At 38.1% G+C, this 17258-nt stretch carries 15 protein-coding genes; 7 read left to right on the top strand and 8 right to left on the bottom strand.

Annotated elements, in window-relative coordinates; genetic code table 11:
• The first annotated feature begins 54 nt into the window (after positions 1-54).
• Positions 55-897, top strand: coding sequence for an MBL fold metallo-hydrolase (locus ACMAYL_RS03730; protein ID WP_412462763.1), 843 nt, complete (start codon positions 55-57; stop codon positions 895-897).
• Here the strand turns inward: ACMAYL_RS03730 and ACMAYL_RS03735 are convergent.
• The gene (locus ACMAYL_RS03735) at positions 889-2232 is read right to left on the bottom strand and encodes a DUF4339 domain-containing protein (protein WP_412470759.1); all 1344 of its coding nucleotides are present in this window, start codon (positions 2230-2232) and stop codon (positions 889-891) included. The genes ACMAYL_RS03730 and ACMAYL_RS03735 overlap by 9 nt on opposite strands.
• Positions 2233-2255: 23 nt before the next feature.
• Between ACMAYL_RS03735 and ACMAYL_RS03740 the strand changes: the two genes are divergently transcribed.
• Positions 2256-3131 carry an arginase family protein gene (locus ACMAYL_RS03740; RefSeq protein ID WP_412469701.1) on the top strand — a complete coding sequence of 292 codons (876 nt, stop codon included), beginning with the start codon at positions 2256-2258 and terminating at the stop codon, positions 3129-3131.
• On the opposite strand, the gene ACMAYL_RS03745 is transcribed toward ACMAYL_RS03740, so the two are convergent.
• From ACMAYL_RS03745 to ACMAYL_RS03765, 5 genes are all read right to left on the bottom strand, one after another.
• Complete coding sequence (locus ACMAYL_RS03745; RefSeq protein ID WP_103216864.1) at positions 3123-3554, bottom strand: hypothetical protein; 432 nt, start codon at positions 3552-3554, stop codon at positions 3123-3125. The genes ACMAYL_RS03740 and ACMAYL_RS03745 overlap by 9 nt on opposite strands.
• The gene (locus tag ACMAYL_RS03750; RefSeq protein WP_103216863.1) at positions 3554-4831 is read right to left on the bottom strand and encodes a hypothetical protein; all 1278 of its coding nucleotides are present in this window, start codon (positions 4829-4831) and stop codon (positions 3554-3556) included. The genes ACMAYL_RS03745 and ACMAYL_RS03750 overlap by 1 nt, the downstream gene beginning before the upstream one ends.
• 109 nt (positions 4832-4940) lie before the next feature.
• The gene (locus tag ACMAYL_RS03755; protein WP_412470760.1) at positions 4941-6254 is read right to left on the bottom strand and encodes a cytochrome-c peroxidase; all 1314 of its coding nucleotides are present in this window, start codon (positions 6252-6254) and stop codon (positions 4941-4943) included.
• Positions 6255-6327: 73 nt separating this feature from the next.
• Positions 6328-8070, bottom strand: a complete 1743-nt coding sequence (locus tag ACMAYL_RS03760; protein ID WP_412469703.1) for a DUF885 domain-containing protein — start codon at positions 8068-8070, stop codon at positions 6328-6330.
• A 444-nt stretch (positions 8071-8514) separates the two neighbouring features.
• On the bottom strand, positions 8515-8760 hold the full coding sequence (locus tag ACMAYL_RS03765) for a hypothetical protein (RefSeq protein ID WP_021266900.1): 246 nt from the start codon (positions 8758-8760) through the stop codon (positions 8515-8517).
• 34 nt (positions 8761-8794) lie between these two features.
• Between ACMAYL_RS03765 and ACMAYL_RS03770 the strand changes: the two genes are divergently transcribed.
• The 3 genes from ACMAYL_RS03770 (at position 8795) to ACMAYL_RS03780 (ending at position 11239) form a co-directional block, all read left to right on the top strand.
• Entirely contained in the window at positions 8795-9337 is a 543-nt protein-coding gene (locus ACMAYL_RS03770; RefSeq protein WP_158246784.1) for a YceI family protein, read from the top strand.
• A gap of 133 nt (positions 9338-9470) precedes the next feature.
• A complete protein-coding gene (locus tag ACMAYL_RS03775; RefSeq protein WP_412470761.1) occupies positions 9471-10295 on the top strand; it encodes a hypothetical protein in 825 nt (274 codons plus the stop codon).
• Between the two features lie 473 nt (positions 10296-10768).
• Positions 10769-11239: a hypothetical protein gene (locus tag ACMAYL_RS03780; protein ID WP_412462767.1), complete on the top strand. Its 471-nt coding sequence runs from the start codon at positions 10769-10771 to the stop codon at positions 11237-11239.
• A 318-nt stretch (positions 11240-11557) separates the two neighbouring features.
• On the opposite strand, the gene ffh is transcribed toward ACMAYL_RS03780, so the two are convergent.
• Both ffh and ACMAYL_RS03790 read right to left on the bottom strand, forming a co-directional pair.
• Positions 11558-13000, bottom strand: coding sequence for a signal recognition particle protein (ffh, locus tag ACMAYL_RS03785; protein WP_392991479.1), 1443 nt, complete (start codon positions 12998-13000; stop codon positions 11558-11560).
• 11 nt (positions 13001-13011) lie between these two features.
• Entirely contained in the window at positions 13012-13680 is a 669-nt protein-coding gene (locus ACMAYL_RS03790) for an HAD family hydrolase (protein ID WP_103216856.1), read from the bottom strand.
• Positions 13681-13744: 64 nt separating this feature from the next.
• Here ACMAYL_RS03790 and ACMAYL_RS03795 point away from each other — a divergent pair, with 64 nt between their 5' ends.
• Positions 13745-14830 carry a tRNA dihydrouridine synthase gene (locus tag ACMAYL_RS03795; RefSeq protein ID WP_392991477.1) on the top strand — a complete coding sequence of 362 codons (1086 nt, stop codon included), beginning with the start codon at positions 13745-13747 and terminating at the stop codon, positions 14828-14830.
• A gap of 97 nt (positions 14831-14927) precedes the next feature.
• The gene (locus tag ACMAYL_RS03800; RefSeq protein ID WP_412470762.1) at positions 14928-17108 is read left to right on the top strand and encodes a hypothetical protein; all 2181 of its coding nucleotides are present in this window, start codon (positions 14928-14930) and stop codon (positions 17106-17108) included.
• Positions 17109-17258 lie beyond the last annotated feature (150 nt).

Here is a 17258-nt window from a genome sequence, read left to right on the forward strand (position 1 = left end):
CAATATAACGCTTACAGTCTTGTAGCAATTTCTAAACTTTCGCACAATTATGACATGGAAAACATACTTATTAGCCCTGGTAAATTTAGATTAGACGGTGGTGCCATGTTCGGCATTATTCCAAAACCATTATGGAACAAGGTTCATCCTGCGGATAATGACAACCGCATTGACCTCGACCTAAGACTTTGGATCATCAAGGACCAAGATCGCATCATTATAACAGATACGGGAATTGGCGATTATCACGGTGAAAAGTTTGATGAGCAATTCGATGTTCGCCAAGAACACTCTCCTTTAAAGAAGGCACTTGCCGACAAGGGAATTGATTGTGCAGATGTGACAGACCTTGTGATCTCTCACCTACACTTCGACCATGTTGGTGGGATGGTATATAAAGATGAAAATGGTGAATTTGCACCGGTCTTTCCAAACGCTACGATTCACCTTCACAAAGATCACTGGGAATATGCACTTAATCCAACGTTAAGAGATAGTGGCTCTTTTCATAAGCAATACTTTAAAGAAACAATTGAAAGGTTTGATAAAGCTGGACGTGTTCACTGGCTCACTGGAAAAGAAGGTGAAATTTTAAAATTAAGTAATGATAGCCTTCGTTTTAAGTGCTCTTATGGCCATACTCCTCACCTTATACACCCATATACAAATGAATATATCTATCTTGCCGATCTAATCCCAACATCAAATCACGTTCACGTGCCTTGGGTAATGGGCTATGACATTGCTCCTGGGCAGACGACTGTTGATAAGATTGAATTTCTAAAGATGATTGTAGAAAAAGATCTTCGCGTAATTTTTGAACATGACCCTAAATATGCCAGTGCAAAGATTACGCAAAATGAGCGCGGAAAGTATATTCCAGTAGACTTAGAGTAGCTTTTGAATTTCTGCTTGAATATCATTCTTTGAAGACTGAAAAATCACGCGGTCATCATCCATAAACTTTCTTAGGTAGAGACGCTTTTTCTTATTTAGCATTCCATAGCGAGACAGCTTATCAGTAAGCTTCACACTCCAAGCACTTATATCTTTACCCAAAGAGTGTATTTCATTTTCAAGTTTCCTCTCTTCACTAGAAAGTCTTGCATCATTAAGATCATAATTCGATAAAATAATACTCTGTAACAAAGGTGCAATATTCTTTGCATATCGTTGCTTAAATTCTTTATGGGCCAACCATCCACTAACCTGACTAAGAGAAAGACGATAGTGAATTGACATCGAAGAAATGAGGGCCTCTAGTGTTCTAAGCTTTTCATTAATTGCAGCAATATTCTTTTTTGAAGCAACAGTCTTCTTTTTCTCAACTTTTGTAATTTGTGCAATATATTTTTCACGTGTTTCAGGAACAAGGAATACTTTCTTTTCTAAAACTTCACGGTTTGAACCAGTCCCAAATTTGCTCTTAATATTATCCAATAGTCCAAGATAATCGTAAATGAAAGTTACAGCATAAGAACCAGGTATGAAGTTTTGTCCTTCCTCTAATGTTAGATCCTTAAACTCAATAATTCCGCCTTCACCAATATTATGGGCCTTTACAAGAACATCCCCACGATGTAGCTCATCAGGTTTTCGATGAAGAATGAGCTCAACACTTACTCTCCTTTTAAATGGAAGCTTTATATAAAGAGCAGACATATCCTTATTAACAATTAAATGTACATCATTTGCACTAACAGGCTTCTTAAATTCATTTAGTGCACTAATAGAGATATTTTTTAACTCAACTTCTTTCACTCTAGGGCCTGCGGCCATGTAGAAACTGATAACCACAACAACTGTGATGATAAAACTTGCAATAACTGTTGTATAAATTGGAAACTTACTAGGTAACTTAATGTCTGCTGCGACATCAAGTTTCTCGCTACTATCTTCTAACTCACGTTCGAAATCGTCCTCATCTTCAATCTCTTCCTCTAAAGGAGGTGGAGTATCATCCTCATTGTAGTCATCAAAGAACTTCGCTTCGTGTATAGGAATCTCAGGAAGATCATGATCTTCATCTAAAACCTTAGACTCATAATAAGATTGGGCCTCATTACGGGCAACTTGAATGACTGCAAAGACAGGCTTCCAATTCTTGGCCCCTTTGCGCCAGCAAAGTTGATAGGATTTAATTAGACCTTTATCATAAAAGTCGATAATATCTTGAGCGTTGAATGGTCCCTTATTTTTGCCGGACTGATTAATATACCAATTTTTTTGCATAGTTATACTTTAAAGGAAGTTACATGGGCTGGAAAGAAATAGATGACAATCTTAACAAAAGAAAATCACAATCTATTGCCACTCGCTTTAAAATTGATGACTTTAATTCACAGCAAGCTCTTCTACTAAGTGAGAACGACCTTGGTGTTGTGAGAAACGGTGGCCGCCGCGGCGCCTCTCACGGGCCAAAAGTAATCCTTTCTCAGCTAAAGAAATTTGCCGATCATAATAGCCTCAGTGAGCTTGGGATAATAAGTATCGCCAACCAAGGACAGTTGGACTTTGATAAAATGCAGGCCCAATCAATCGAGAAAATAAAGAAGATAAAAGCAAAGAAATTAGTTCACCTTGGTGGAGGCCACGACCATGTCTATCCTCTTGCCATGGGTGTTGAACTAAAGAATCCACTTCTAATCAATATTGATGCCCACCTTGATACAAGAAGTGATGATGTCTATCATTCAGGGACTCCATTTCGCCAAGTGGCCAATCAGAAAGAAGTCAAAATTTTGCAAATTGGAATTCATCAATATGCAAACGTGCCTCAAAATTATGAAGGTATGAAGATGGATATTATCGATACGAAAAAGCTCAAAGAGTTATCTCTTACTTTTAGCGACACTAGCTTTATGAAAGAGATCTACGAAACACATGATGGTGATATTCTCTTTAGTATCGATGCAGACGCTATTGCAGCTAGTGATATGCAAAGTGTGAGCGCTGTAAATCACGACGGAATCCCTCTTGAGTTTTTAAGAAAGCTTGTTTCTCAATATAAAGAGTATACAGCGAGTAAAAAACAGATTTTAGGAATTTACGAATACAATCCGTTATTTGACGAGTTATCGGCAAAGGACGCACGCGCCCTCGCCTCACTCATTTATGATTTCTTAGTTTGATCTTAATTGGATAGTTTTCTTCAAGTCAGTTTGTGGGTCATTGATTTTAATGACCTTCTTTGAAATATCCCATTTTGGATTATCAACTTTCTTAGATCCCTCTTGAGCTTTATATTCCCAAGGGTAGTCTCCAATAAATTGATTTTTCTTCTTATCAAAGATGACAGCGTAGTAAATATCTATTAACTGGAAAGTACCCGCTGAACCTGCGTAATAAATTATCAATTCATAATTATCACCAACAGACTTAGTCTCAGTAACTTTACTTTTTCCAGTACGTTTTGTGATTTTTGCCTTAAGTGTTTTCGAATCTTTTTTCTTAAGCCAGAAGTCACCTTTAATATTTACAATTGACCAGTCACTAACACCAGCGCTAACAATTGTTTGAAATAGAAATGTTGTAATTAATAGTATCTTTTTCATTATGACCTAAACGGTTTCTTTACAGTCCAATGCCAATCGTCGCCATCAACGATCTTTCCATCTGTATCGATTGGTTTATAAAAAATATGGCGTTGTCTTTTCCAACTTTTCGCAATCTTCTTACGATCACTTGCATTGTTTTCATTATACATTGGGTTTGGCTGTCTTAGAAGATTTCCATCAACTTGAACATTTAACTCCCAATTATCTTGATTTGCTCTAAAGTTATCTCCCCAAGCATCATTCGTTGGAAGCATCCAGTTTGCATGGTAATGGTAAACATGATCAACATCTGGCTTTGGCTTAAAATTGGCCGTTCCAAATTTCATATAAGCATCAATGGCCGTATCAAACTCTTGATTTCGACCAGGAAGCATCATTTGTCTCCAATTATCTTCATTATGGTTATACATCGAGAATTGCCATGGATCTAAAGCAATATCGAGAGCAGTCGTACTACCTTCTTTACCAGCACGAGATGCATCTTCATTCGAGTTACGAACACGATTATCAATAACCTTCATGATCATCATCATTTCTTCAGGGTGTCTTTCACCACCATTGATATCACGAACAAGGATTCCAGCTTCACCTTGAGCAGTAAAGATCATAGCGGCAAAGTGCTGCTCTTCCGGTCTTAAATAACGGTAGAGGTTTTTAAATATTTGCCCACGATTTTTTAAAGAACCCTGACGTGTAATTGAGTTTTGGATACTCCTAATACATTGTCCAAGCTTTGACTTAGTATTGCTATCGCTTGAAGTTAATGAATTACGGTTTTCTAAGACCTCGCAACCGGCCTTCCACTTTTGATTACTTGTAATAATATTCTTAGGCTCTTCAAAAATTTCGCCAACATAAACAGGACGGTTTTCAGATAAAATATCACTACCTTCACAAGGCTCAATTGGAGGATTCCCTACTTCATCAATAGTACGGTTTAAGCGGATATAGTTGTAGGCCGTTGCCATATCAAGGGCCTCTTTAAGATATCGTTTCGTTACATGATAAGTCTTATCTTGCTCAACTCCGTCGACTTCAAGTTTAATTCGATAGGCCCAATTATTTTGACCAACAATACGAACCTTTATACTCTTATCACTTCCTCTCTTTGGGGCATCAATTCGGTGGGAGTAACCTGTTTCAGGATCAAGAATATCAAATGAACGGACAACATCGAATTGAACATCCGTCACTCCTTCGTAATTCTCATCTGTTACAAGAGCATAAGTGCTTGAAATTGCGACTATGCTTAAAAATAAAATCAACTTTTTCATCAACTTCCCCATAAGTTTAACGCGACAATAGTTATTGTAACACGTTGCGAAGATATTAATGAAATATGGGCGAAATCTGCTTGTTTATACAAATTTCGCTACCAATTATTTAAGGCATAATTCTCTGGAGATCTTTCTTATCAGTTAATCCGTACTTCAAAAAGTAGACTAAATCGCTTTTTTGCGAGTCATTGATACGAATCAATTGATCTTTAAGGATCATGTCTGCTGCATCTTTCTTTTTAAAGAGCATATATTGATTTGTTTCAACAAACAGATTCTTTCCAAAATTCTTCTTAAAAGTGCTTAGTAACCAAGAGCTGTCATATTGATCAATTGCCGTAACACCTGTTCGGTAATGTTCAACAACTTCCTCAAGGCTCCCATATGCGCCCGAATGAAAGTAAGGAGCGGTTAATGCAATATTTCTTAAAGGCGGAACTCTAAATTTATAGCGATCACTTTCTCGCTTGGTTACAAGAAATCGCCCTTCATCATTTCTTCTCGGATCATTCTTACCTGGCCCTATCTGCGGCGAAGCTACTGCTGCAAACATATTCGCACCAAGAAGTGTCCCTGTATGACATCCAATACAGCTTCCAGTTTCAAAGAATACAACTGCACCACGCTTGGCCTTTTGATTAAGAGCAAAGCGATTACCATTTAAGTACTCATCCCACGCCGTTTCATATACTGCAAATTCATGTGTTTCAAAATGGGCAATGGCCTGACCAAAGTGGCCAATATTAAGTTCAGCTTTTGGAGTCCTTGGATAGGCTTCTTTGAACAACTTTTGATACTTAGGCATCTTTAAAAGTCTTCCCATAACGATCTTCCAAACTGCTTCTTCATTTACGGCGTTGGCAATGTCATTGCTTCCCTTAACTCCTCTCATTTCTTCATGAGAAGTAATTGGAAAAAGAGCTTGCGCAGCAAGGGCACTTCCAAGATTTTCAGTAATATCCCATCGTTCAGGATAATCACCATTTAAGGCTTCAACTGGAGTTGTGTAAACATCCCAATCTTTACGATAGTGAACTCTTCCATCCCAGAACATAAATTCGATATTCTTATCACCTAAGTTATAAAGAGGTTGTGAATTTCGTGGAATAGCATGGCCTTTAGCAATTAAGCGCTCACCTGCTTGCCACTTTCCACCTTCACCAATTCCCACAGGAAGCTTATCACCACTGCCAAATTCAGGCATATGGCAATCGGCACAGCTAATATTGCGATTTCCAGAAATCTCTTTCTCATTAAAGAGCTCTTTTCCTAATTTAAAAATTTGTGGATTCTTTCCTGTTGGCTTCTCAACGGCCTTCATAGAAAAACGCTCAATATAGCGCTTTAGCTTAATATCAAGTTGATCGCCCTGGGCCGCAAACGCGCCCAGAACCATTGTGAGGATAAATAATTTTTTCATTTTGTGTGTGTCCCAAAAAATTAATTTTCAAAATACTAGAAAAGAGTGTTTGATACGTCAAACTTTAAACTTCCTAAATCTTGCACGACTTAAACTTATCTTTAAAAAGAAGAATTAAATCGTGTGGCATGAGTCCAAAAGATAAAAGCGTGTCATTAAAGCACTTAAGCTTAACTTTTCCGTAATTCTTTTCAATCAACGCCTTTAGTCCTCTAATCTTTTTTAATCCGTGGTAGTAAGCAGTAGCTTGCCCCGGAGATCTAAACGCATATCGCTGAAACTCAAGGGCGGCCATCTGCTTTGAAACCCCTAGCTTATTATGAAAAACCTCCACAACATCAGCTTCAGTTGCCAAGCCTAATTGAACACTAGGGTCTAGAAAATAACGAGCGATACGCCAAAGCCTCATTTCAAGGCCTGCAAACTTCTCTTCTAAAGTTAGGTAATCATAAACAAGATCTTCCGCGTATAATGCCCATCCCTCAACATTCACAGAGTTCATTGCATAACGAGCACGAATTAGAGAATTCTTTTCTTCAAGCATACGACTAAATTGTAAATCATGCCCAGGTCTGCCCTCGTGTGCAGTTAGAATAGTTGCAGCACTTTCATAAGAGAAGTCATCAAAAGGAAGACTTCCTGTTGAAGACGTTGGTACTACAAACTCAGGTTTAATACTTCCATCGTTTCCAATTAATGGTGGAGGATTTAAGTGAGGAACAGGTTGCGCTCTCGATTCTGCATCCCCGGCCATACGAATCACTAATTTCTGCTTTGGTAGCGAAACAAGATCATTATCTGCAATAATTTTTTCTAACTTATCTGCTGCATTTTCATAAAGCTTTTTAACATCATCAAGTTTTGTTACCTGCTTCTTCTTTAAGAATGTAATCACTGAAAGAGGATCGTCTTTTATAAGATTATTCTTCTTCGCAATTAGAGATGCTAAATTCTGGTATTCTTTATAAAGCTCATCAAAATCTTTCTTTCCAATTTTAATGAGTTCATCCGCACTAATATCAACTCCTGCATCACCTAGAGCAACTTGATATAGTTCTTTTGGTAAATTTGGATTTTGTCTTGCGTGTGGAAGAATTTCATTTCTTATAAATGCATCATACTCAAGGATTTGCTTTTGAAATAATTCATATTCTTTGTGCCAGTCTGTACGGCCACTTAATTCTAGTAATTGCTTTACACCAGCAACATAGGCAGCAGAATTTTCTAAGTTCTTTGTGATCTCCCCAACAAACGGATAAATCTTATCTTTATAAAGAGCAAGATAGCGCTTTTCTTCACTAAGCATCCCCATAACATAAGAATTCTTACCTTCTTCAGACATATAATATTTAAAGCGATCAACTCCTGCTTGCTTTCTTTGCTTTGGAGATTGAGGATTAATTAATCCAAAAAGTGATTGGTAGATTGATTCTGAAACATTAGAAGCAGCGATAACACCTAAGCGTCTTGAAGTATCAACTCGATTCTTCATTCTCTTGATAACACTTAAAAGAATTTCATAGTCAACTTTAAGATTACCTAATTCTGTTTCCTCTTCTAGTTTCTCTAGTTTTTTAATCCACTTAATAAATAACTTATCATAAGCTTCATCCAACTCCATGCGAGGGTTTGTCCCTAACTTATCATATTGTTCATATCCAAATGATGAACCGATTTCAGGATTTAAATCAGAAAGAGCAAATGTAAATTCTTCGGCCAATTTATCTGACGCTTCTCCCCAGTCTTTTTCGTTTTGAGAAAAGCATGAAGAAATAATTAATAAAGATAGAAAGATTAAGTGATTAAACATTTTCATTATGGCCCTTGGGTAAATATTTAGATTAGAAAAGTTTAATAGTTGGGTATTGGAGTGTCTAGGTTTGGTACCTTATTAAGCTAACTTCGCTTCGCGAAGTGTCGCGGTTGGGTGGTAATCGGGTAAGGGAATTAGTTTGATTTGCAGAGACCGTACCCGAAGGCTCCCTTCGTGGTCGCCTCTGGGTTGTATTGCATCATTTTGCCTTCGTGGCAAATGCTGCAAACAAAAAAAGCCGGATCACTGATCCGGCTTCTTAAAGAGAGACATTTTTGACGGAGTGAAAAAATCCTTTCTTCTGCTCCAACACACACACGTTTATATATAAGCAAGGCCCGTGCCAACTTTTCAAAACCACTGACGCAGCGAAAAGGTACTAATAGTACGTAGTTTCATAAAATGGCGATGTCATATTTATGACTGACACACATTGTCTTTGTGTTGTTAAATTGACTTTACTGACTTCAAGAAACGAGACAATTTCATCATCCCAATATCACAAGCTTCAGTTTCATCTTCTGCGTTAAAAACTTGATCCACGTGTTTGAAAATCTTTTTTGTTTCTTTATAGACGATTGCAATATCTGCATTGAATCCACGAGATGTTTTATTAACTTCAATTTGACCAATGAGATTGTCATTATTTTGTAAAGTTACATAAAAATCTTTCGGATAATCATTTTGTTTCATATACTTGATGTATCTAATTCAAAGGAGAAAGACAATGAAATTTATTATTGCTGGGCTCCTCTTTTCTAGTATGACATTTGCAAACTGTTTCGAAGTTAGTAACGCAAATACGAAGATAAAGTGGGAAGCATACAAGACTGCAAAAAAAGTTGGTGTAAAAGGTGAATTTAAAAAATTCGACATCAAGACAACGAAGAAACAAGGTTCTATTGAGGATCTAATTCGTGGTGCACGTTTTACAATTGACGTAAACTCTGTTCACACAAAAGATGCTTCTCGTGATGCAAAGATTGAGAAATTCTTTTTTCAAGATATGAAAATCTCAGGTGTTGTTAATAAAGTTGATAGCAACTACCTTTATGTAGATATGACTTTAGGTGGAAAAACAATCAAGGTTCCAATGAAATACGATATCGAAGATGGTGAGCTAGAGGCAGAAGGAACAATTGATGTTCTTGATTTTGCTCTAGGAAAAAACCTATCTGCTATCAATAAAGCATGTCTTGCCCTTCACGAAGGGAAAACTTGGAACGATGTTCAAGTTTCTATTGAATCTAAGTTCTCAAAGTGTAAATAATATACTCAATTGTGGGTAAAGAAAGTGAACCTTCACTAACTTCACCCACATCTTTTTGTGATTAATTCAATTAACTATCATACTCCCTCTAAGTTCAGGGTCGAACCCTATTTAAGTAAGCTTGGAGGCATATTTGAAAAAGATAGCAACATTACTACTTTCATTGGTCATTAATATAACCTATGCGCAGGTCAATGAAATCTCAATCGAAGAAGCTTCTTTTCTTGATTCCCTATCAAAGAATTTTAAACTTCTTTATTTAAACTCTACATACGCAGAGATCAATTCAAAAGATAGAGATGGTATTACAATGGATCACCTCTTCTACTTTCGTTTAAACCTATCAAAGAATCAGAATATTCGTTGGGTTCCTGTCTACACTCAATATATAGGACAAGAAGGAAAGAAAACACTTCAAGGAGAATACGCTTACTCATCATTAAGATGGTACGTAAACAATATCCTAACTGAAGATAAGCACGGAATTAACTTAAACTTTCAAAACCGAAATTATATTTTTGATGGTGAAGATCGCAACAGTGGATACGACTCATATCATAGGGCCTATTTCCTATCATCAAAAACAGTCGCTAACGGAAAGCTAACTTTAGAAGCGAATACTTACTTGCAGATTTACAATAAGAATGGAAGGAATCCTAATGCAAATGCATGGCGTACAATGTTTGGAACTTTTGCTTTTTACAACTTTAATGACAACTGGTCTCTTGGCTTTGGTGGCGAGTGGTATACTGACCACAGAGATGGTGACAGAAAAGCTGGTGACGATCGTTTCGTAGCTTGGCTACCTTATTTAAGATATGCCAAGGGTGATGGATTTGTTGAACTTTATGCAACTTACACTGCAGCCCAATCAGGTGACAATGACCATGCTCTTATCATTGACGACTTTCACAAGCGTGGAACAGTTACATTGGATATCGGTTATTACTTCTTTTAAATCTTAACAGAATCTCAACTTTGCAAGTGGAGTTGTTATTGTTATTTTCATTGAGAACACAAGAACAATATCCTCTCCACTTAATTACAATTGCATAGAGTAATCAGGTCTAGAGAACACACTTCGCGGCAAGGCCCCTGAATCTTGCCGCGATTCCAAAATAAATTTTCTTCTTTTCATTCGGTCAATTAATTGTTACTACAAATAAAATTTAGATATATCTGTAGGGGGATATTGAAATTGATTTGCTAGAACATTCGCTTCTGGTGTGTCGCTATATCTTTTATCCAACTACTATATAACTTTTCATAGAATCAGGTACGCGAGCCTGACTTCTATTTCTCTAAGTATCTGGCGTGGCACTTGTGCCACGTCTTTTCTTTTCCTAATATTCAAATCTTAACAGAAACCAAACTTTTCTTTTGAGTCTTTGGTTGGTACTTAACCAGCATAAATAAAACTCGGAGATTATTATGAAACTTGTTATCGCACTTTTTGTTACACTTACAGCATTTGCTAATACTTACCAACTTTCAAACACTGTAGCTTCTGAAGCTAGCTATGACTACAAAGCTCTAGAAACAATTACACTTACAGATGTTGAGCACCTAAACTCAGACATCTTTGCTAGAACTGTTACTTTTAGAGCAGTACTTAACGGTGAACTAAAGTCATTCACTGGAAAGATCGTTGAGCGCGAAGTTGTTGGTTCAGATTACCTATACAAAGTTCAAGGATCTCTAGACAGAGACGTTGTTGCTAATGGTTACCAATGTGACGAATTTGAAGCATTCAACTATGTTTTCGATGCGCAGCTTGAAGTTAACTTTGAAGCAAAATACAGAGAAGTAAAAATCACAAAAGTTTCACTACTTAGAGAGTACAGCTACGACATCTGTCACGACAGAAAAGAGTCGACAATTACTCCATACATCCTAAAGTAATTCAATACTTCTAAGCGACACTCCGGTGTCGCTTTTTTTTTGCGATGGGCGCAAGCCCTAGCAACAGCGATGGACGAAGTCCTAGCAGCGACGAGCGAAGCTCTAGCAAAAGCGATGGGCGCAGCCCTAGCAGCGACGAGCGAAGCTCTAGCAAAAGCGATGGGCGCAGCCCGAGCCACCGGCGAAGCCGCAAAACAAATTTTGAAATGATATTTAATTCTTTAAGGCTTGCTTCGGATGCTAGCGTAAGACGAGGGAAGGCGTAGTTTGCTACGCCGACCGAAGTCAGGCGCAGCAGACGGAGTGAGACCTAAAGAATTAAAAGAAGCCACCGCCCCAAGGGCCGCCCTTCTTGCGAGGCTTTTTCTTCTTGCCACCAAACCCAGGAAGATTAGGCATTCCACCTCCCCCCATTCCTGGCATACCAGGCATCCCCGGCATCGCTCCACCTTTCATCATTTGAGAAAGGCCACCCATCATCTGCTCCATCTGCTTGAACTTAGCGATAAAGTCACGAACCTGAGCTTCTGTATTTCCAGAACCACGAGCAATACGCTTGATGTGAGAATCCTTCATGATCTTATAATTGTCGCGTTCCTTTTTTGTCATCGAGTTGATGATAACGCGCATTCTTTTCATTTCATTTTCAGCAGGTGTTAAATCCCCTACTTGCTTAAGCATGCCCCCCATTCCAGGGATCATCTTCATGATTGATGCCATTGAACCTAAGTTCTTCATCATATCCATTTGTTTCATGAAGTCGTTTACAGAGAACTTTCCTTTCTCTAAACGTTTCATCATGCCTTCAGCATCATCTTTGTCTATTGCAGCTTCTGCTTTTTCAACAAGAGTTAGAACATCTCCCATATCAAGAATTCGTCCAGCCAGACGATCCGGATGAAAGAGTTCAAGGTCTTTCATTTTCTCACCTGTAGAGATGAACTTGATTGGAACTCCAGTTACGTGCTTGATTGAAAGTGCGGCACCACCACGAGCATCAGAGTCCATTTTTGAAAGTACGACACCAGTAAGCCCTACAGCTTCGTGGAAGCTCTTAGCAACGTTTACGGCCTCTTGACCAGTCATAGCATCTGCAACCATAAGAACTTCAGGATTAAGTCCCTCAAGGCTTTGACGAACTTCTTTGATTTGTCCCATTAGCTCTTCATCAACGTGAAGACGTCCGGCCGTATCAATGATAACAATTTCTTTACCGTGCTCTTTTGCATAGGCCATTGCCTCTGCTGCAATATCTTTCGGATGCTTCCCTAGATCAGAATCGAACCAGTCCATATTCATTGACTTAGCAAGAGTAATTAGCTGATCTTTAGCGGCAGGTCTGAAAGTATCGGCAGGAACAAGAAGAACGTTCTTTTTTTCTTTCTTTGTTAGGAAAAGTGAAAGCTTACCAGAGAATGTTGTCTTACCTTGACCATTTAGACCAACAACTAGAATTGGAGTAATACCGCCTTCAACAAAGTTAAGCTCAGTATTTGTGTCTCCCATCGTTTTTGCAAGTTCATCGTGAACGATTTTAATGAACTGTTCTTCAGGATTAACACCTTTGATAACTTTCTCACCAAGAGCTTCTTCTTTAACGTTGTTAATGAAATTCTTTACAACCTTAAAGTTAACATCAGCTTCTAGCAGTGCAGTCTTTACAAGTTTTAGAGTATCCTCAATATTGCTTTCAGTAATCTTTCCCTTACCCGAGATATTCTTAAACGCTTCTGAAAACTTATCACTTAAATTATCAAACATTCTTGTCGTCCTTATTTTATTTTATTCAAAATTATATCTAAACATTCACTTGGGTGCGTGGCCCAGTAGTCAGCACTATGCTCACCAAAGCCATCTTTAGTTATCCCACTCTCCCATAGAGCGCCAATTGATTCAACCCCAAAGCCCTTTGCTCCTTGAGTATCCGTGTAGCTATCACCAATCATAAGAATCTTATTCTTTGGCATATCTTCAAGCATCTCACTTAACCCCTGCGGGTGTGGCTTAGGAGTCGTATCATCAAGACATCGTAACTCTAAAAAATGCTGAAGGACATTTTGGTCGTCTAAAATTCTTAACGTTGATCTGCGATCACGTGCCGTCCAAACATAGAGTTGAAATTCGTGATCAAGAAGATCTAAAATTAGTCTCTTCATTCCATCAAAGAGTTTGTAGTTATTGCTCTGCTTTGCCGTCACTTCTTTCCAAGTCGTCATGAGCTTGTTTCTTTGTAGTTCAGAGTTCACAGGATCAAGACCAAACTGATTTGCTGTGTAAACAAGATCTGGCCCATATTTTGAACGGGCCTCTTCGATCGTGACATCACGATTTAAAATAATCGTCATCATCTCGGCCACAGCGCAGATTACGGCCTCTTTAGATGAAACTAAAGTACCGTCGCAATCAAAAACAATATATCCTCTTGGATTTTCAAAAAACATTAGTAATTATTTCCAAATTATTGAAATATGTTGACCTAATTCTAGCTACTTGCTAAATAAACGCATGGCCAATAATCGCACTTTTTCACCATCTCTTCAAGCTAAGATTGACACTCTAATGGCACGTCGCCCAAAGGTCAAACTTGGTAATATTTCATTTGATTCACCACTTCTACTTGCTCCAATGAGTAGTATTTGCACAGCTCCATATCGTTTATTGATGGAAGAGCTAGGATGTGGTGGGACAGTAAGTGAATTGGTGAGCTGTCACGGGATTAACTACAAGAATGAAAAGACGGTGAAAATGCTTGAGATTCACCCACGAGAGAAGAATATTGGTCTGCAGCTATTTGGTGAAGATGGAACGGCCATGGCCGAAGCCGCAAAAGTGGCCGAAGAAAGACAGCCGAAATTTATCGATATCAATATGGGTTGTCCTGTTCGTAAAGTTGTCACAAAAGGCGGAGGATCTGCTCTTTTAAAAGATACTTCTAAGCTTGGAAAATTCTTCAACCAAATGAAGAATGCAATCGAAGTACCTTTAACAATTAAGATTAGAACTGGTTGGGATGAGAATTCAATTAATGCTGGGGAAGTTATTCATATTGCAAAAGAAGAAGGTGTTGAATTCGTTGCTATCCACGGTAGAACAAGAACTCAAGCCTATAAAGGATTAGCAAATTGGGATCTTTTAGAGAGTATTGCTGAAACATCTCCCCTGCCAATTATTGGAAACGGAGATCTTCACTCGGCCCCAATGACAAAGCAGCGCCTAATGGCAACTCGCTGTCAGGCGCTGATGCTTGGACGTGGACCTCTTAGAAATCCATTTATTTTTCTCGAGAGCTTCTTAAACGAAGATGATGATATTACATTCACACCAAGTGACTATCTTGAAGTTATCGAAAGATTCCGTGAATACATGGAAGAGTACACTGATCGAGAAAGAACTGTTCTTATCACACTTAGAAAGAATATCGTTTGGATGGCCGCAGGCTTTCCAAATGTAACTCACTTTAGAAATGTCATGTTCCAAACACCTGATATCGAAGAAACGATGAAGGTAACTCGCGAATATTTCGATGCCATAAAAAATGATCACAAGAAATTGGATCTAACTCAAGCCTTCATGGCCGGCGGACACGGCTAAGACTCCGAAATCACTTCTCATACTAAAGTTTTCCACTTGAAATGTCGAAGAGGCGTTAGTGGAGATAGTGTAAATTACTTTATACTTAAGTTAAGAGATGAAGAGACTTTTTAAAAATATTTTCAATACAGTGCTTATCGGTACATTGGCCTTCAATGCGATGGCCTCTGATATGTGTACAGATCTTGAAAATGAAATCTCTGCCATCCATGAAAAACAAGATCAAATGAAAAAAGATGATAAGGCGGACTCTCCAACACTTATCGAACTCAAAAAAATTCGCGATGCTCAAATGGCACAAGTCGTGGCCTTGAGATCATTAAAGAAAATTCGTAATGAATACCTAAGCTTTAAAAAAGAAGCCGAGGTACTTGATGTCGCTAAACTCTTTGATACTAATACTGCACAGGCGCTAAAAGAGCTTGAAACACACACTCAAGCTGTGACAAAGTATGCAGTCATTCACTCGACTGTATCGGCTTTAGCAAAGAAGCAAGCTGCAAGTATCGCTGAGAATAACAAAGAAGAAAATGCTTTCGTAAAACTCTTTAATCATCTTAAAGATGGAAATGGGAAGGATCTCTACTCTTATGTTAAATCTGCGTGTCGTGGCAGAGATGCAAGCGTACAAAAAGAATGCGAGGTCTTCAATGATTTCACAGGAAACTTTGAGATGGATCAAGGCTATGAAGATATGGCCAAGGATACAATCAATAACTATGGTGTAATCTTACAAAAAATTTATGCTGGAAGTGCAACAGAAGATGATGCAAACAATTTCTTAGAAGCTCACCTAGAGGCCCTAAAGGACGATACTGTTAATGTTGCATTAACAACGACAAAAGAAGGAACTCCTTCTATAAAAATCAACACTTCGGGCAATAGCTTAAATTTACTTTCGCACAACGATCAATTAAAGCATTACTACGAAAATACAATTTTAAAATTATACGAAGACACTTTTGATCATAACGAAGATCCAAATATCTTTAATACTGAAAAAGGTTCTTATGCTTCCTTCTACCTAGATAGTGGTATCTCTGATCAGTCATTTAGTGACTTATCTTCAGCACTGAAAAGTCTAAAGAGCTGTCGAGTGAAAATTAAAGAGTGTGACGCGAGCAAAGACTTAGAAAAAATAAAAACTGCTATCAATGACTCTAGAGCGGCGATTGGTAATTACAATACACTTGATAGCATTTCACTCTACCCTAGCGAGGAAGAGAAGAAGGCCGACGAAAAAAGAAGAGATGATCTTAAGAATAAAATTCATTCATTCTTAAAAGATGCTAATGATAAAGTATCTGCCTTAAACAAAACAAGTAAGAGTAATCATAACTTTGGTGAAATTTTAGCAGATAATCTTGCAGAGCTTTGCCCTGGAACTCCGGGTGGTTCAACGACAGATATTTTATATGGCTGTGTTGAAAGTGAATTAAATGACGAAGCTTTAAGTCAAAAGATAAAAGAGCGTGAAGAAGCGTTGGGTGACGTTGAGAAACAGATTGCAGCAATTTTCACAACAAGACCAATGAAGGACTTAGAAGTTCTAAAGGCCCTTAACTTAAAAACTTATAAGCTAAACTGTAGTGGCTTTAAAGAAGCTAATATCTCTTGTATGCCAGCTCTTGAAACGGGTAATGAAGGTATTTCGATTCTCACAAAACTAAGTGATGGTATCGATGATAAGATTATTACAGAGGATTACTCTCGCTACTTTTATGGTGAGCAAGAGCCTAATGATTTTCGCATGACTGATCGCTACCTACTAGATTACTGCCATGAAAAGAAAAACAAGCGCTGTAATGGAGCTGTTGTCGAAAATGGTGCAAGTGGAAATGATGAGGATAGCCGTGGCGACGAGTTTGATTATGCCTGTCGAGCTCTTCATGTTCGAACGTGTAACCTAAAAACAAAATCATTTGCCGATAGTAGTGTTGAACTTAAAAGTAATGAGTACTTCGACTGGGACCCTGTCTCAGAACGAATGGTCAAGCGCCAGCACAGAAAGAGCTTCTGGCCTCAAGTTGCGATGTATGCTGCTCAGAATTCGTATGCCTTCATTGGGCCAATGATCTCTACTCAGCAATTAAGGGCCCAACTTCCTGGATACATTTACACGGGCCGAGTTCAACAGCAACAACTCGCCTATCAACAACAGTACTATGATTGGTACATGGAAAAGCTTGATCTCTCTAATCAGAGAATGTTTAGTGGAAGCTATAATCCTTTCTATAGCTCTTACGACTTCTACGCCAATTATGGCTATGGATTTTAGAATCTGCTAAAACACACAAAAATTTGTCGTCTCATTCAGTTCGCTCCCTTACCAAAGTGCTAAAAATGCTCCTTATTTCAACAAGTTATCTATAAGTAGGTATTTCTTACCTTTTCTTTAATATCAACAGGTTAATATAAAGAAAGGCAT

It is taken from the genome of Halobacteriovorax sp. RT-2-4, from assembly GCF_047085445.1.
Lineage (GTDB): Bacteria > Bdellovibrionota > Bacteriovoracia > Bacteriovoracales > Bacteriovoracaceae > Halobacteriovorax_A.

Bases quoted from the DNA above. Each gene is read 5' to 3' on its own strand.
- ACMAYL_RS03790 (WP_103216856.1), bottom strand. From the start codon at position 13,680: ATGTTTTTTGAAAATCCAAGAGGATATATTGTTTTTGATTGCGACGGT.
- ACMAYL_RS03795 (WP_392991477.1), top strand. From the start codon at position 13,745: ATGGCCAATAATCGCACTTTTTCACCATCTCTTCAAGCTAAGATTGAC.
- ACMAYL_RS03755 (WP_412470760.1), bottom strand. From the start codon at position 6,254: ATGAAAAAATTATTTATCCTCACAATGGTTCTGGGCGCGTTTGCGGCC.
- ACMAYL_RS03735 (WP_412470759.1), bottom strand. From the start codon at position 2,232: ATGCAAAAAAATTGGTATATTAATCAGTCCGGCAAAAATAAGGGACCA.
- ACMAYL_RS03730 (WP_412462763.1), top strand. From the start codon at position 55: ATGGAAAACATACTTATTAGCCCTGGTAAATTTAGATTAGACGGTGGT.
- ACMAYL_RS03800 (WP_412470762.1), top strand. From the start codon at position 14,928: ATGAAGAGACTTTTTAAAAATATTTTCAATACAGTGCTTATCGGTACA.
- ACMAYL_RS03740 (WP_412469701.1), top strand. From the start codon at position 2,256: ATGGGCTGGAAAGAAATAGATGACAATCTTAACAAAAGAAAATCACAA.
- ffh (WP_392991479.1), bottom strand. From the start codon at position 13,000: ATGTTTGATAATTTAAGTGATAAGTTTTCAGAAGCGTTTAAGAATATC.
- ACMAYL_RS03770 (WP_158246784.1), top strand. From the start codon at position 8,795: ATGAAATTTATTATTGCTGGGCTCCTCTTTTCTAGTATGACATTTGCA.
- ACMAYL_RS03750 (WP_103216863.1), bottom strand. From the start codon at position 4,831: ATGAAAAAGTTGATTTTATTTTTAAGCATAGTCGCAATTTCAAGCACT.
- ACMAYL_RS03780 (WP_412462767.1), top strand. From the start codon at position 10,769: ATGAAACTTGTTATCGCACTTTTTGTTACACTTACAGCATTTGCTAAT.
- ACMAYL_RS03765 (WP_021266900.1), bottom strand. From the start codon at position 8,760: ATGAAACAAAATGATTATCCGAAAGATTTTTATGTAACTTTACAAAAT.
- ACMAYL_RS03745 (WP_103216864.1), bottom strand. From the start codon at position 3,554: ATGAAAAAGATACTATTAATTACAACATTTCTATTTCAAACAATTGTT.
- ACMAYL_RS03760 (WP_412469703.1), bottom strand. From the start codon at position 8,070: ATGAAAATGTTTAATCACTTAATCTTTCTATCTTTATTAATTATTTCT.